The 13,979-nt window shown below is 64.9% G+C and carries 10 protein-coding genes, 5 tRNA genes and 1 riboswitch; of the genes, 4 read left to right on the top strand and 11 right to left on the bottom strand.

The genetic code is table 11. The features are described 5' to 3' along the window. Positions 1-13: 13 nt before the first annotated feature. The 6 genes from ACEN9G_RS30940 to ACEN9G_RS30915 all read right to left on the bottom strand — a co-directional run bounded on the left by ACEN9G_RS30940 (position 14) and on the right by ACEN9G_RS30915 (position 4,667). Positions 14-565, bottom strand: coding sequence for an FxDxF family PEP-CTERM protein (locus tag ACEN9G_RS30940; RefSeq protein WP_413344670.1), 552 nt, complete (start codon positions 563-565; stop codon positions 14-16). A gap of 402 nt (positions 566-967) precedes the next feature. Next, positions 968-1,044, bottom strand: a tRNA-Arg gene (locus tag ACEN9G_RS30935). A 120-nt stretch (positions 1,045-1,164) separates the two neighbouring features. Beyond that, positions 1,165-1,241 (bottom strand) — tRNA-Arg (locus ACEN9G_RS30930). Between the two features lie 48 nt (positions 1,242-1,289). Beyond that, positions 1,290-3,065, bottom strand: coding sequence for a S8 family serine peptidase (locus tag ACEN9G_RS30925; protein ID WP_413342626.1), 1,776 nt, complete (start codon positions 3,063-3,065; stop codon positions 1,290-1,292). A gap of 89 nt (positions 3,066-3,154) precedes the next feature. Then, positions 3,155-3,241: riboswitch (cyclic di-GMP riboswitch) on the bottom strand. A gap of 305 nt (positions 3,242-3,546) precedes the next feature. Beyond that, positions 3,547-4,179 carry a PEP-CTERM sorting domain-containing protein gene (locus ACEN9G_RS30920; protein WP_413342616.1) on the bottom strand — a complete coding sequence of 211 codons (633 nt, stop codon included), beginning with the start codon at positions 4,177-4,179 and terminating at the stop codon, positions 3,547-3,549. Positions 4,180-4,590: 411 nt separating this feature from the next. Then, a tRNA-Arg gene (locus tag ACEN9G_RS30915) sits at positions 4,591-4,667 on the bottom strand. A gap of 151 nt (positions 4,668-4,818) precedes the next feature. Between ACEN9G_RS30915 and ACEN9G_RS30910 the strand changes: the two genes are divergently transcribed. After that, entirely contained in the window at positions 4,819-5,673 is an 855-nt protein-coding gene (locus tag ACEN9G_RS30910) for an SPFH domain-containing protein (protein ID WP_483127502.1), read from the top strand. A 12-nt stretch (positions 5,674-5,685) separates the two neighbouring features. Further along, positions 5,686-5,880, top strand: coding sequence for a type II toxin-antitoxin system antitoxin (locus ACEN9G_RS30905; RefSeq protein WP_413342620.1), 195 nt, complete (start codon positions 5,686-5,688; stop codon positions 5,878-5,880). Between the two features lie 38 nt (positions 5,881-5,918). Here ACEN9G_RS30905 and ACEN9G_RS30900 read toward each other — a convergent pair. From ACEN9G_RS30900 to ACEN9G_RS30890, 3 genes are all read right to left on the bottom strand, one after another. Then, a tRNA-Arg gene (locus tag ACEN9G_RS30900) sits at positions 5,919-5,995 on the bottom strand. 58 nt (positions 5,996-6,053) lie between these two features. Beyond that, a complete protein-coding gene (locus tag ACEN9G_RS30895) occupies positions 6,054-6,515 on the bottom strand; it encodes a GNAT family N-acetyltransferase (RefSeq protein WP_413342622.1) in 462 nt (153 codons plus the stop codon). A 75-nt stretch (positions 6,516-6,590) separates the two neighbouring features. Then, positions 6,591-6,667: transfer RNA gene (locus ACEN9G_RS30890), tRNA-Arg, on the bottom strand. Between the two features lie 88 nt (positions 6,668-6,755). Between ACEN9G_RS30890 and ACEN9G_RS30885 the strand changes: the two genes are divergently transcribed. Continuing rightward, entirely contained in the window at positions 6,756-10,661 is a 3,906-nt protein-coding gene (locus ACEN9G_RS30885; protein ID WP_495605503.1) for a sensor histidine kinase, read from the top strand. On the opposite strand, the gene ACEN9G_RS30880 is transcribed toward ACEN9G_RS30885, so the two are convergent. Together ACEN9G_RS30880 and ACEN9G_RS30875 are read right to left on the bottom strand one after the other, a co-directional pair. Further along, positions 10,658-11,602 (bottom strand): D-2-hydroxyacid dehydrogenase, encoded by a 945-nt coding sequence (locus ACEN9G_RS30880; RefSeq protein WP_413340798.1) that lies wholly within the window; start codon positions 11,600-11,602, stop codon positions 10,658-10,660. The two genes, ACEN9G_RS30885 and ACEN9G_RS30880, sit on opposite strands and share 4 nt — an antisense overlap. Before the next feature lie 117 nt (positions 11,603-11,719). After that, on the bottom strand, positions 11,720-12,046 hold the full coding sequence (locus ACEN9G_RS30875) for a hypothetical protein (RefSeq protein ID WP_413340797.1): 327 nt from the start codon (positions 12,044-12,046) through the stop codon (positions 11,720-11,722). 211 nt (positions 12,047-12,257) lie between these two features. Between ACEN9G_RS30875 and ACEN9G_RS30870 the strand changes: the two genes are divergently transcribed. Beyond that, on the top strand, positions 12,258-13,928 hold the full coding sequence (locus ACEN9G_RS30870; RefSeq protein WP_413340795.1) for a M28 family metallopeptidase: 1,671 nt from the start codon (positions 12,258-12,260) through the stop codon (positions 13,926-13,928). Positions 13,929-13,979: the final 51 nt, after the last annotated feature.

Raw genomic sequence — 13,979 nt, 5'->3', positions numbered from 1 at the left:
GCGAAGGGGGCTATCAAGCCGGCTTGCCCTGCTTGCGGCGACGCGCCAGGAAGCCCAGGACGCCCAGGCCGGCCAGCATCATGCCGTAGGTTTCCGGTTCCGGCACCGGCGCAGCCAGGGACACCGCGCCGCCGAAGCTGGCGGCCTGGTCGGACACCAGGTTGCCGCTCACTTGCAGGTAGTAGTTGCCGGCAGACAGGTTGTCGCTCGAGATCGTCCAGACGTCGATGTCGCCGGACTGCAGCGATTTGCCCGACGAGATCAGCGCGTTGCCGGTGGCGTTGTACAGGGACACGCCAGTGATGTCGAGACCGGTGTCGGCGCTATGGCTCACCGACGAGATGATGGCGTCGAGGTTCCAGCCGGTGGTGCCTTCGACGGAGAAGGTGAAGCGGTCGGCAAAGGTATTGCCGTTGTTACCGGTTGCGAACGTGTCGCCGAAGAAGCCGGCGCCGTCGGTCAGGTCGAGGACCTGCGGGGTGTTGCCGACGGTGGCCGCCATGGCAGCGGTGGAAACGAACGACGCAGAAGCCAATACAACAGCAGCAATCAGTGATTTTTTCATTTCTTACCTCGCAAAGAAACAGCCGCGTCCTGCAGCTTGGTTTTCAAGAATCGGGGAACTTCATCGTATCAAATCATCGATAAAACGCACGAAAAATCACCGAAGTGTGCGCTTCTTCGTGGAAAGATGCTGAACATAAATAGTTTCCGCGAGGATGCGGTTTTCACCCGCTTTTCATAGAGGAGTTGGTGTGTCTGGCATCAGTCAACGGCGGAAATCAGCCAAATTGCATAGTATTTGTAGGTTCACTCCTACGTAAAGACGCGAGAAAATCCGCCGCTGAGTTTTTTCTGTTTGCAAACGGGCACTGGGCGCTCGTCAAAGTCGCGGGGGATACGGCTGGCAGGAGGGGGCGCGGCAATGAAAAAGGCCAGATCTTGCGATCTGGCCTTTCGTATAAGTTGGTGCGGCTGGCAGGAATCGAACCCACGACCCCTTGGTTCGTAGCCAAGTACTCTATCCAGCTGAGCTACAGCCGCCCGAGGCACGCATTATAGCGGCGAATCGCGGTTTCGCAAAGGGCAATGATGCCGGTTCGGCAGAAATCCGCGAAGATAAAGAAAAAGGCCAGATCTTGCGATCTGGCCTTTCGTATAAGTTGGTGCGGCTGGCAGGAATCGAACCCACGACCCCTTGGTTCGTAGCCAAGTACTCTATCCAGCTGAGCTACAGCCGCCCCGAGGCCGGCATTATAGCCGACTTTTTCCTTTTGGCAAATCCTAGATCACTTCGTCGTCACGGTGACCGACGTGCTGCTCGTATTGCCCGCGGCATCGCGCGCCGTCGCGGTGATGGTGTGCTGGCCGGCAGCGGCCTTGCGCGTGTTCCAGTTATAGCCGAGCGTGCCGCCCGTGCCCTGGGCCTTCGTCTGGCCGTCGATGACGAGCGTCGTCTTGATGCCGGCGGCGCCCGCGTCGTCCGTCGCGTTGACCGAGACCGCGACGTTGCCGTTGACCACACCCGCCACTGGATTGCCGATGGCGACGACAGGCGGCGTCGTGTCCTTGCTGACCGTCGTCACGCTGTTGGCGACGTTGACGGCGACGGCGGCGGACTGGCCGGCGTTGCCCGCGGCATCATAGGCGACGGCGACCAGGCTGGCCATGCCGTTCGCGACGCCGGTCGAGTCCCAGCTGAAGCTGTACGGCGCGGCGGTATCGGTGGCGACCACGGTGCCGTTGACCTTCAGGTCGACGCGTGCCAGGCCCACGTTGTCGCCGGCATTCACGGAGACGCCGACGAGGCCGGCGACCGAGCTGCTCGCCAGCGGCGCGGCGATCGATGCGAGCGGGGCGGTCGTATCGACCGGCGCCTGGTACGCCACGGTGGCACGCAGGGCGGTGGCGGCATCCACGCGGCCATAGCCGAACACGGGGTCGCGGCCGGCCGCGCCGAGATCGACGGCCGTCGAGTACAGCAGCGACTGGATCGTGTCGCCGCCCAGATCGGGACGGGCCGCCATCATCAGCGCGGCGACGCCGGCGGTGACCGGGGCCGAGAACGACGTGCCGTTCCATGCCGAATAGCCGAGGGAATTGTTCGTCGTCCAGATATTCGTGCCCGGCGCCGCGATGGTGACGAAGCTGCCCCAGCTCGAGAAGCTGGCCTTGGCGTCGTTGCTGTCGGTCGCCGACACGACGACCAGCGCCGGATCGGGCGCCACGTTCTCGTCGACGTTGTTATTGCCGGCGGAAACGAACACGAGGCCGCCCTTGCTGTTCATGTAGCGGGCCGCGCTGAGGATGGCGGAGCTGCCGGCGATGCCGGTGTAGCTGATGTTCGCGATCCGGGCGCCGTGGTCGGTCGCATAGGTGATGCCGCTGGCGATCGTGCTGAAGTAGGCGTGGCATCCGGTGCTGTCGCTGTAGGCGATGCGCAGGGGCATGATGCTGGCCGCGCCCGCGATGCCGGCCACGCCGGCCGCGTTGTTGGACGTGGCTGCCGCCGTGCCGGCGACGGCAGTGCCGTGCCCGCAGACGTCCGTCAAGTCGGAGTTGCCGCCGTAGACGTTATAGCCCGCCACGAGGCGGTCCTTGAGGTCGGGGTGGTTGACGTTCACGCCCGAGTCGAGCACTGCGATCGTCACGCCGCGGCCGAGGGAGCTGTCCCACGCGCTGGTCGCGCCGATCTTGTTCAGGTGCCACTCGCTGCCGGCATACGGGTCGGTCACGGCCATGGCGGCCGGCACGATGCGGTCGAGTTCCGCGAATTTGAGTTCGGGGCGGTGCGCCAGCTTCGCGACGACGGCCACTTCCGACGCGTTGGCGGGCAGGTCGACGATTTGCAGGCGGCTTTGTCCGACCTTGCGGCGCTTGCCGCCGTGTTCCTTGAGGATGCGATCCAGGGCCGCGTCCGACAGACCCGGGCGCGCCTCGACCAGGATGCGGCCGCGCGCATAGCCGGCGTCTTGCGCGGCGAGGGCGGACTGTGCGGCACCGATGGAAAGGGTGCTGGCGATCAACATCGGCAGCAGGCTGAGGGAGGTGTGTGCGGACTTCATCACGTACGATTCCTTGAGATAAAAATGGGCAGGATCGTGCGCAATGACGTTCTGTCGCGACAGGCGAGGGCCTGTATCGAAAGCTGGCATCTGGCAGTCCTGCCGTCCTGGAGCCTGAGCTCGTTAGACCGTTGACTTTGCGTCACCCGCTTTCGCGGGCTTTGCCCTTTTCAATAAGCAGCGTTCAGCTGTTTCGGGAAATCATAATCGTTTCCCGGGATAAATGTACTGCTAAATGGAAAGAATGTGTAAGCGTATTGGGAACTAATTGCGTGGTCGCAACAGTTCAATATCGAAAGTGAAATGGGTGTGATAACGAAGTTAATACATTTGGAATGAAAAAAGGGGAGTCGGAAAAAACGAAACAATTAAAAACAAGGAAAGTAACTTGCAGTTAAGGCGGGATGATTTATGAGTGCGGAATAAAAAAAGCCCACCGGTCGGTGGGCCTTGAAATGAACGAGGAATGCGGGCTGAAAAATCAGCCTTTGCGGCGCAATTTGGCCATGCCGAGCAGGCCGAGGCCGATAATGGCCAGTGTCGCGGGTTCCGGCACTTCGCCGCCGCCGGAATCGCCCGATCCGTCGCCATTCCGGTAATACACCGAGATGTGCGAGATGTTGTGGACGGTCGATGCGCCATTCAGCGGGAACGGCGGATCGGTGAAAGGCCGCGAATAAGTGCCGCCATAGGGCGTCTTCAGCAGATACCCGACCAGGTTGGTATTGTCGCCGTCCTTGAAGATCAGCAACACGTCCTGCGGTGCGGGGGAGCCGCCGGCGTAGATGTAGGTGCCCGACACGTTGTTGCCGGTGAAGTTGAACAGTGCCGAGGTGTCGTTGCCTCCGGTAGAGTCCATGTCGTCGTACTTCCCGTCGAACACCCAGTCCGAGATGCTGAAGAAGCCGCCGGAGTTGATGGTGGAGAGATCGTTGTCATTCAGGTTGTCGCTGATTGGCGAGAGAATCGCGCAATTACTGGTATTGCTGACTTTGCCCGAGATATCGTAGGCGGGCGATATGCTCGTACACGATACCGTGGTGGCATATGCGCCTTGTGCGGCGAAGAGAATGGAGCAGGCTACGCTGGCTTTTAAAAGATTAGTGCGGAACATGATTTCTCCCTGGTTTCGGATGAACGGTAATGCAATATTTAATGTTGCAATGACCGTGCCAGAGAATTGAAATTCCGTGTTTACAGCGATTTAATTTAAAAACTCTTGGTTAAAAAAGATCGATGTAAATTTATTCGACAGAAATAGTTGACTGTAATCAAGTGATCTAAAGAAAGAGAGAACGAAACGGTGAAATAGATCGCCGCAATGGAATATTCATTTCCGGCGAGATCGGATAAAGGCAGCGCTGCAATGCCAGGAATATTGCGCGATGGAATTGAACGGGACGAGACGGCGCGCGTCCGGGAAAACGGCAAAGACAGAAAAGACGGAAAACGTCGCAGAACGGCACGTATCAATGAAAAATGGCTCATAAACCGCAACGCGTTTTATGAGCCATTCGTAATGAGTTGGTGCGGCTGGCAGGAATCGAACCCACGACCCCTTGGTTCGTAGCCAAGTACTCTATCCAGCTGAGCTACAGCCGCCCGAGGCACGCATTATAGCAGGCTTGCCGCGAATGACAAAACGGCATGCTTGACAACGCGGAAAGGTGATCTTAAAGTGATATCACTTTCATATAACCTCATGGGATCCGGCATGTCTGCACTCACTCGTCAGGAAATACCGCTCGCTTCGATGAATGGCTACCTCGCGCTGGGCGGCGGCATCCTCGCCGTCCTGGCCGGCGCCTGGCTGGTCCACCTGTCCATCCTGGGCAGCATGGCGGGCGGGGCGGCGCTGGCCGGCATTGCGCTCGTCCTTGCCGGCGTGTTCATGTGCGCAGGGCTGTACATGCTGCAGCCGAACGAGACGGCCGTGCTGACCTTGTTCGGCCGCTACGTGGGCACGGACCGCGGCGAGGGCCTGCGCTGGGCGTTCCCGCTGTATCGCAAGCGCAAGCTGACCGTGCGGGCGCGCAACCTCAACATGTCCACGCTGAAGGTCAACGACAAGCGGGGCAATCCGGTCGAACTGGCCGCCGCCGTCGTCTGGCGCGTGCGCGATACGGCGCAGGCGCTGTTCGAGGTCGACGATTTCGAGCGCTACGTCAGCGTGCAGGCCGAGGCTGCGCTGCGCCACCTGGCCGCGCAATATGCGTACGACGAAGGCGAGGACCTCGCGCCGGGCGAAACGACACTGCGCGGCGGCGCGGCGGAAGTGGCGCACGCGCTCAGCGCGGAACTGACGGCGCGCTTCGAGGCGGCGGGCGTCGAAACCCTGGATGCGAAGCTGACGCACCTGGCCTACGCCCCCGAGATCGCCCAGGTGATGCTGCGCCGCCAGCAGGCGCAGGCGATCATCAGTGCGCGCGCCCGCATCGTGCATGGCGCCGTCACGATGGTGGAAGATGCATTGAAAGGCCTGGCCGAGCGCGAGATCGTCGAGCTCGATGCGGAACGCAAGGCGTCGATGGTCAGCAACCTGCTGGTCGTGCTGTGCTCGGACCGCGACGCGCAGCCCATCATCAATGCGGGCACCCTGTACAACTGAGGCGGTGCGTCGATGGCAAGTCCCGGCAAGAAGTCCTATCCGCTGCGGATCGACCCCGCGTTGTGGGAGCAACTGCAGCGGCTGGCTGCCAACGATCTGCGCAGCGTGAACGCGGAGATCGAATTCCTGCTGCGCGAGGCGCTGGCACGGCGGGGCATCCGGGTCGGGACCGCGCAGCCGGACGGGGAAGAGGGGAGCGCGAAATGAAAAAGGCCAGATCTTGCGATCTGGCCTTTCGTATAAGCTGGTGCGGCTGGCAGGAATCGAACCCACGACCCCTTGGTTCGTAGCCAAGTACTCTATCCAGCTGAGCTACAGCCGCCCGAGGCACGCATTATAGCAGCGGATTATTGTTTGGAAAAGCGTGTTTGGCAAAGCCGTCACAATTCGTGCGCATAGACGATGAAGCCCAGGTGCCGCGCGACCTTGTCGTAGAGGGCGCGCCCGGCTGCGTTGTCCGTGTGCGTTTGCCAGTACACGCGCGAACTGCCGGCCGCGCGCGCCTTGTCGTAGACGGCTTCGATCAACTGCCTGCCGACGCCCAGTCCGCGCCTGTCGGGTGTGGTGAACAGGTCTTGCAGGTAACAGACGTCATGCAGCCGCGTCGTGCTGCGATGAAAGATGTAATGGGCAAGACCCACGATGTGGCCTGCGCTTTCCGCGACCAGCGCGTGCACGGGCTCCGCTGGATCGAAGAACCGGTGCCACGTGACTTGCGTGATGGATTCGGGAAGGGCCGTGGGGCCGCTGCGTCCGTAGAAGGCGTTATAGCCGTCCCACAGCGGGCGCCAGCCGGCGAGGTCCTGGGGATCGAGAGGGCGGATGATGAGCTGGTCGGACATGATGAGATGTACAGCAGCAAATGGGAACGACCAATGGAAAAGGCCAGATCTTGCGATCTGGCCTTTCGTATAACTTGGTGCGGCTGGCAGGAATCGAACCCACGACCCCTTGGTTCGTAGCCAAGTACTCTATCCAGCTGAGCTACAGCCGCCCGATGCACGCATTATAGCAGTGGCATGACGAATGAGGAAGTCTTAATTTCTTTCAACATTTTTTGGGGTTCTGGTAGATTAGCCCAGGTGTCCTGGAAACCCGAACCCTTCCCATTCGTCAACCAAGCGCTGCGGCGCATGCTGTGCGGCCTGCTGTTGGCCTGCGTGTGCACGCTGGCGCTGGCGGGCGGCCCGCGCAGCCTGCGTTTCGAGCGCATCGGGCTGGAAGAAGGGCTGTCGCAGGAATCCGTCCTCGCGATCCTGCAGGATCACGACGGCTTCATATGGTTCGGCACGCAGGCAGGCCTGAACCGCTTCGACGGCTACCGCAACCAGGTCTTCCGCAACGACCCCAACGACCCGTCCAGCCTGGCCGACAACTACGTGCAGGCCGCGTACGAGGATGGCCAGAACCGGCTGTGGTTCGGCACGCGCGGCGGGCTCGCACGGTTCGATCCCGCGAGCCGCAAGTTCATTCGCCTGCCGCTGCTGGCCGGCACGGAACGCAATGCGCGCAACAGCGCCGTCACCGCGATCATCGGCGATGGCGCCAACGGCCTGTGGGTCGGCACCAGCGACGGCATCGTGCACGTCGATCCGGCAACCGGCACGCTACGCACGCTGCGCCACGACGGCCAGGATCCCGGCAGCCTGCGCGACGACCGCGTCACCGCGCTCGCCCTCGATCCGCGCGGCGGCCTGTGGATCGGCACCGGCGTCGGTCTCGACCACCTGCCGGCGGGCGCCGCGCGCTTCGCGCATTACGACATCGACGCCGGCAAGCGCAATGCGGTCGTCGCGCTGTCGATGGGCCCGCGCGACACGCTGTGGATCGGCACCGACGCCGGCCTGGAAGCGTGGCGCATCGGCCAGGGTGCGCCGCGGCGCCACCATGTCGGCGCCGACGAAGGCATGAACGACGGCCGCGTGCAGTCGCTGTACCACGACCAGGGCAACACGCTGTGGGTGGGCACGGAACTCGACGGCCTCAAATGGCGCGACCCCACGACCGGGCGCTTCATCGGCTACACCAGCCAGCCCCTCGACCGCCACACGCTGTCCGACAACCGCGTCATGTCGATCTGGGTCGACCGCACGGGGACGCTGTGGGCGGGCACGATGTTCGGCGGCGTCAATCGCGCGGACCTCGCCAGCGGCGGTTTTTCCCGCTTCGCGCTGTTGCCGGGGCAGGTCGCGGACCCGCGCAGTGCGCGCAAGATCCGCAGCATCGCCGTCGGCGCCGCCGGCCGCCTGTGGCTGGGCACGACCGGCGGCGGCATCCTGCACCTCGATCCGGAGAGCGGCCGCGTGGACATGCTGCGCCACGATCCGCGCGACCCCGCCAGCCTGCCGGACGACACGGTCGGCAGCACGCTGCCGGGACGCGGGCGGCTGTGGGTGGGCTCGCCCAGCGGCCTGTCGTGGCGCGATCCGGCGACGGGCCGTTTTACACCCGTGCCGCTCGGGCGCGAGGCGGGCGCCAGCTGGGTCCAGGCGCTCACGCTCGACCGCACCGGCGCGCTGTGGATCGTCACGCGCGGCGGGCTGTTCATGGTGGCGGCGGACGGCACGCTGCGCGGCTGGCGTCACGACCCGGCGCATCCGGCCAGCCTGGGCGACAACTATGGCTTCGCCGTGTTCGAGGACCGTGCCGGCACGATCTGGATCGGCACGGAGAATGGCCTCGACCGCTACGACCGCGCGACGGACACGTTCACGCACTTCCGCCACGACGCGCGCGACCCCGCGAGCCTGGGCCACAACCGCGTCTATTATCTGTACGAGTCCGCGCGCGGCGACCTGTGGGTCGGCACGGCGGGCGGGCTGCACCGCATGCAGCGGGAGCCGGGCGGCAAGACGGTGTTCCGCCGGTTCCCCGTCGCGCCCACGCGCGAGCAGGTGCCGATCGGCGGCATCCTCGAAGACGGCAACGGCCAGATCTGGGTCAGCACGACGACGGGCCTCACCCGCGTCGATCCGGAGACGGGGCGCTACAAGAATTACACGGCCAAGGACGGCCTGACGGACGGCTCGTACTTCGTCGGCTCGGCGGCGCGCGGCGCGGACGGCGAGCTGCATTTCGGCGGCATCAACGGCATGACGTCGTTCCAGCCGGAGGACATCCACGACAACCCGTTCCCGCCCGCCGTCGTCATCACCGACTTCCTCGTGTTCAACCGGCCGCGCGCGCTGCCCGTCGCCGCCGACCGCCTGCGCGACATCCGCCTGAGCCACCGCGATTCCGTGTTCACCCTGGAATTCGCGGCGCTGCACTACGCCGATCCGCAGGCGAACCGCTACGCCTACCGGCTGCTCGGCTTCGACCGGGACTGGACCGAGACGGACGCCCGCAAGCGCTTCGCCACCTACACGAACCTCGATCCGGGCGAGTACGTGTTCGAGGTGAAGGCCGCCAACAAGGACGGCGTGTGGAGCGAGCGTCCGGCTACCCTGAACATCTCGATCCCGCCGCCGTTCTGGGCGACGTGGTGGTTCCGGCTGCTCGCGGCGAGCGTGCTGGCGACCATCGCCGTCGCGCTGTACCGCTTGCGCGTGCGCGTGCTCGTGCAGCAGAAGGCGCGCCTGGAACGCCAGGTCGGCGCGCGCACGGCGGAGCTGGTGCTGCAGAAGGAGCGGGCGGAACAGCGCAAGCAGGAGGCGGAAGCGCAGAAGGAAGCGGTGGAGCAGGCGCGCCGCAACATCGCGCTGCTGTCCGACATCGGCCGTGAACTGACGGCGAACCTCGACGGCGAGGCGATCATGGCCAACGTGTACGGCCAGGTGCGCCAGTTGATGGACGCGCCGCTGTTCGCGATCGGCGTGGCGCGCGTGGACGGGCCGATCGACTACCCGTACGTCGTCGCCGACGGCCGCCGCGTGCCCGACCAGGGGCGCTTCCCCGCGCGCGTGCGCGGCCTCGGCGAATACTGCCGCGTGACGGGCGAGGAGATCCTGATCGGCGACCTGGCCCGCGATTACGCCCGGTTCTCGGGACTCGTGCGCGACGTGCTGGGCGCGGATCCGGCCAGCACGGATGCCGACACGCTGCCGGCGCCGCGCTCGCTGATGGTCGTGCCGATCCTCGTGGGCCAGCGCGTGCTGGGCGTGATCACGGTGCAGAGCGGCCGGCCCGGCGCGTACCAGAACGTGCAGCTCGACATGCTGAGCACCCTCGCGTCCTATGTCGGCGTCGCGCTGGACAATGCGGACGCCTACCGCCAGCTGAAGGAAACCCAGGCCCAGCTGGCCGCGCGCGAAAAACTCGCGTCGCTCGGCGCCCTTGTCGCGGGCGTCGCGCACGAATTGAACACCCCGATCGGCAACAGCCTGCTGATGGCCAGCACGCTGGAAGAAAAGACGAACGCGCTGGCCGACCGCTTCGCGCACAACGCGCTGAAGAAATCGGACCTGGAGACGTGGATCGCGGCGGCGCGCGAAGCGGCAAGCCTCATCGTGCGCAGCCTGCACGGCGCGGCCGATCTCGTGAACAGCTTCAAGCAGGTGTCGGTGGACCAGGCCAGCACGCAGCGGCGCCGCTTCGACCTGGACCAGGCCTGCCACGAGATCGCGGCGACGATGATGAACCAGGTGCGCCGTGCCGGCCACACGCTCGACCTGCAGGTCCCGGCCGGCATTGCGATGGACAGCTATCCCGGCCCGTTCGGCCAGGTCGTCATCAACTTCATCAACAACGCGCTGCTGCACGCGTTCGACGCGCCGGGCGGCCGCATGCGCATCCAGGCCCGGCCGCTGGACGGCGACCGCGTGCGCATCGAATTCTCCGACGACGGCCGCGGCATCGCGCCGGAGCACCTGTCGCGCATCTTCGATCCATTCTTCACGACGCGCATGGGGCAGGGCGGCACGGGCCTCGGCCTCAACATCGCGTACAACCTCGTGACCACGCTGCTGCAGGGGACGATCCGGGTCGAGAGCCGGCCCGGGCACGGCACGGTGTTCATCGTCGAGCTGCCGCTGCGGGCAGACGGCTAGACCGTGTTGGTCGGCTTTCCGGCCACCCACGCCTCGAGATTATCGACCAGCATGTCGGCCAGGGTCTGCATCGCGCCGCCGCTGGCCCACGCCACGTGCGGCGTCAGCACGAAGTTCGGCAACCGCAGCTGCAGCAGCGGGTTGGCCGGCACGGGCGGCTCCTTGCTCAGGACGTCGAACCCGGCGCCCGCGATCGTCCCGTCCGTCAGCGCCTGCGCCAGCGCCGCTTCGTCGACGAGGCCCCCGCGTGCCGTGTTGATCAGGATGGCGCTTCTCTTCATCGATGCGAGCTCGCGTGCGCCGATCATGTGGCGGGTCTGGTCCGTCAGCGGCAGGTGCAGGCTCACGACGTCCGACGTGGCCAGCAGTTCATCCAGCGGCAACTGCACCACGTCCGTGTCCGCCACGGGCGAGCGCGACGTGACGGCGACGTCCATGCCGAACGCGCGCGCGATCTGGGCGACGCGGCGCCCCAGCGCGCCATAGCCCACGATGCCGAGGCGGCTGCCGGCCAGGTCGCCGATCGGGTGGTCGAGCAGGCAGAAACGTGTCGACTGCTCCCAACGCCCGTCCTCGACGTCGGCCACGTAGGCGCGCAGGTTGCGGCGCACGGCGAGCAGCAGCGCGAAGCAATGTTCGGGCACGGAGACGAGCGAGTAGTTGCGGATGTTCGCGACGACGATGCCCCGCTCGCGGCAGGCGGCGAGGTCCACGTTGTCCGTGCCCGTCGCGGCCACGGCGATCATCTTCAGGTCCGGCAGTTGCGCGATCGCGTCCGCGCGCAGCGGCACCTTGTTCGTGATGGCGATGGTGGCGCCGCGCAGGCGTTCGACGACCTCGTTCGCGTTCGTGGCGGGGTAGTCGCGCCAGCGGTGCTCGAAGGATGGCTTGCGGATGGTGGCGATCAGGCTGTCGCGGTCCAAAAAGACGATGTCGTGCATGGTAGTCCCGGCTGATAACGGACTGCCATTGTAGATCGCGGACGAAAAAAAGACAGGGCGAACCCTGTCTTCGGAGGATGGAGGGGCTTGAGCCGGTTGTGCGCTACCGGAGGGGACTTACCTGGCAGCGGCGGCTTTCTGGTCTGCGTGTGCCTCGGCCTTGTCGGCTGCGGCTTCCGCCTTGGCTTTGGCGGCTTTCTTGTGTGCTTTGGCTTTCGTCTTCGCGGCGTCGGCCTTGGCGACGGCGACGTCCGCATTGGCTTCGGCGGCTTTCTTCTCCAGCTTCGCGTCGGCCTTCACGTCGGCCTTCTCTTCCTTGGCCTCGGCCTTCGCCGCTTTCTTGTCGGCCTTGACTTCGGCATGCGTGGCCGGGGTGGCGGTCGTCTGGGCGTACACCGAGGTGGCGAACAGGCCTGCGATCAGGGTGGCGACGATTTTGTTCATGGCGGCATTTCCTTCAGGTGTCGTTAAAGTGTGCTACTGGGCCAGAAACGCGGCCATGCGGCGCGTGGTTGACGATCCTTTACATCCCGTTACAAGTGTACGTACGGAAATCCTTTTGTCGGAACGATGTTTGACAGTGGAAATCATTCGAACGATACTTTGGCGGCACTATCCGTGCCCATCCAATAATTCGACGCCCAAGAGACCGCTCGTGACACTACAAACTTCCCTCCGTACCACCCTGACCGCCATCGCGCTCGCCACCGCGGCGCTGGCCGCCCAGGCCGCAGACGCCGTCCACATCGATCCGAAAATCCTGTCGCAGGACGTGAAAGTCCTGTCGTCCGACGCGTTCGAAGGCCGCGGCCCGAACACGGCCGGTGAGACGAAGACCGTCAACTACATCATCGAACAGTTCAAGCAGGCCGGCCTGCAGCCGGGCGGCGACCTCGTCGACGGCAAGCGCGGCTGGACGCAGGACGTCCCGCTGGGCCGCTTCGAGATCAGCGGCCCGGTCGACGTGTCCGTCACGGCCGGCGGCACGACGAAAGCCTTCACGCAGGGTAACGAAGTCGCCGTGCGCGCCGCGATGACGGGCGCGAAGAGCGTCGACTTCAAGAATGCGCCGCTCGTGTTCGTCGGCTATGGCGTGACGGCACCGGAACGCAAGTGGGACGATTTCAAGGGCCAGGACCTGAAGGGCAAGCTGGCCGTCGTGCTGATCAACGACCCGGACTTCGAGACGGGCAAGGGCGACTTCGGCGGCAAGGCCATGACCTACTACGGCCGCTGGACCTATAAATTCGAGGAACTGGCACGCCGCGGCGCGCTGGGCACGCTGATCGTCCACGAGACCGCGCCCGCGTCGTACGGCTGGGCCACGGTGAAGAATTCGAACACGAACGTCCAGTACGACATCGTGCGCAAGAACCCGCTGGAAGCGCACGCGCCGGTGGAAGCGTGGATCCAGCGCGACGTCGCCGTCGACCTGTTCAAGCGCGCCGGCCTCGACTTCGACAAGCTCAAGAAGCAGGCGCAGGCCCGCACCTTCAAGCCGGTCGAGCTGAAGGGCGTGACGATGTCCGCGCACTACGCCGTCGACGCCAAGGTCATCACGTCGAAGAACGTGCTGGCCGTGCGTCCGGGCAGCGCGCACCCGGACCAGGTCGTGATCTACAGCGGCCACTGGGACCACCTGGGCGTCGGCCTGCCGGACGCGAAGGGCGACAAGATCTACAACGGCGCCGTCGACAACGCCACCGGCATCGCCGCGCTGCTGGAACTGGGCCGCGCCTACGCCAAGGCGCCGGCGCCGAAACGCAGCGTCGTCTTCCTGGCCGTGACGGCGGAAGAGAAGGGCCTGCTGGGCTCGGAATACTACGCGAACAACCCGGTCTACCCGCTGGGCAAGACGGTCGGCGTGATCAACATGGACGCGCTGAGCCCGTACGGCCCGTCGCGCGACTTCACGATCTCGGGCAGCGCCAAGCTCGAACTGCTCGACCAGCTGGTCGCGAAGGCCAAGGCGAACGGCATCCGCTACTCGGCCGACCCGAAACCGGAAGCGGGCCACTTCTTCCGCTCCGACCACTTCCCGTTCGCCAAGCACGGCGTGCCGGCGATCTCGTTCGGTTCGGGCGAGGACTGGGAGCAGGGCGGCGTCGCCGCGGGCAAGGCCGCCGAGGACAACTACGTGTCCGTCGCGTACCACCAGCCGGCCGACGAATGGAGCGCCTCGTGGCCGTTCACCGGCATGGCGCGCGATCTCGGCGTGCTGTATTCGGTGGGCCGCGACCTGGCCGATTCGGGCGCCTGGCCGAACTGGTCGAAGGACTCCGAGTTCCGTGCGGCACGCGACCAGACCGCATCCGACCGCAAGTAATCTGCAATCCAACGTGGGCTCGGGGAGCCCACGCGCACCACATAGAGTTAG

The sequence above is a fragment of the Massilia sp. Masssp94 genome (genome assembly GCF_059491305.1).
Note: the sequence above shows the minus strand (reverse complement) of the source record. Positions and strands in the feature narration are given on the sequence as shown.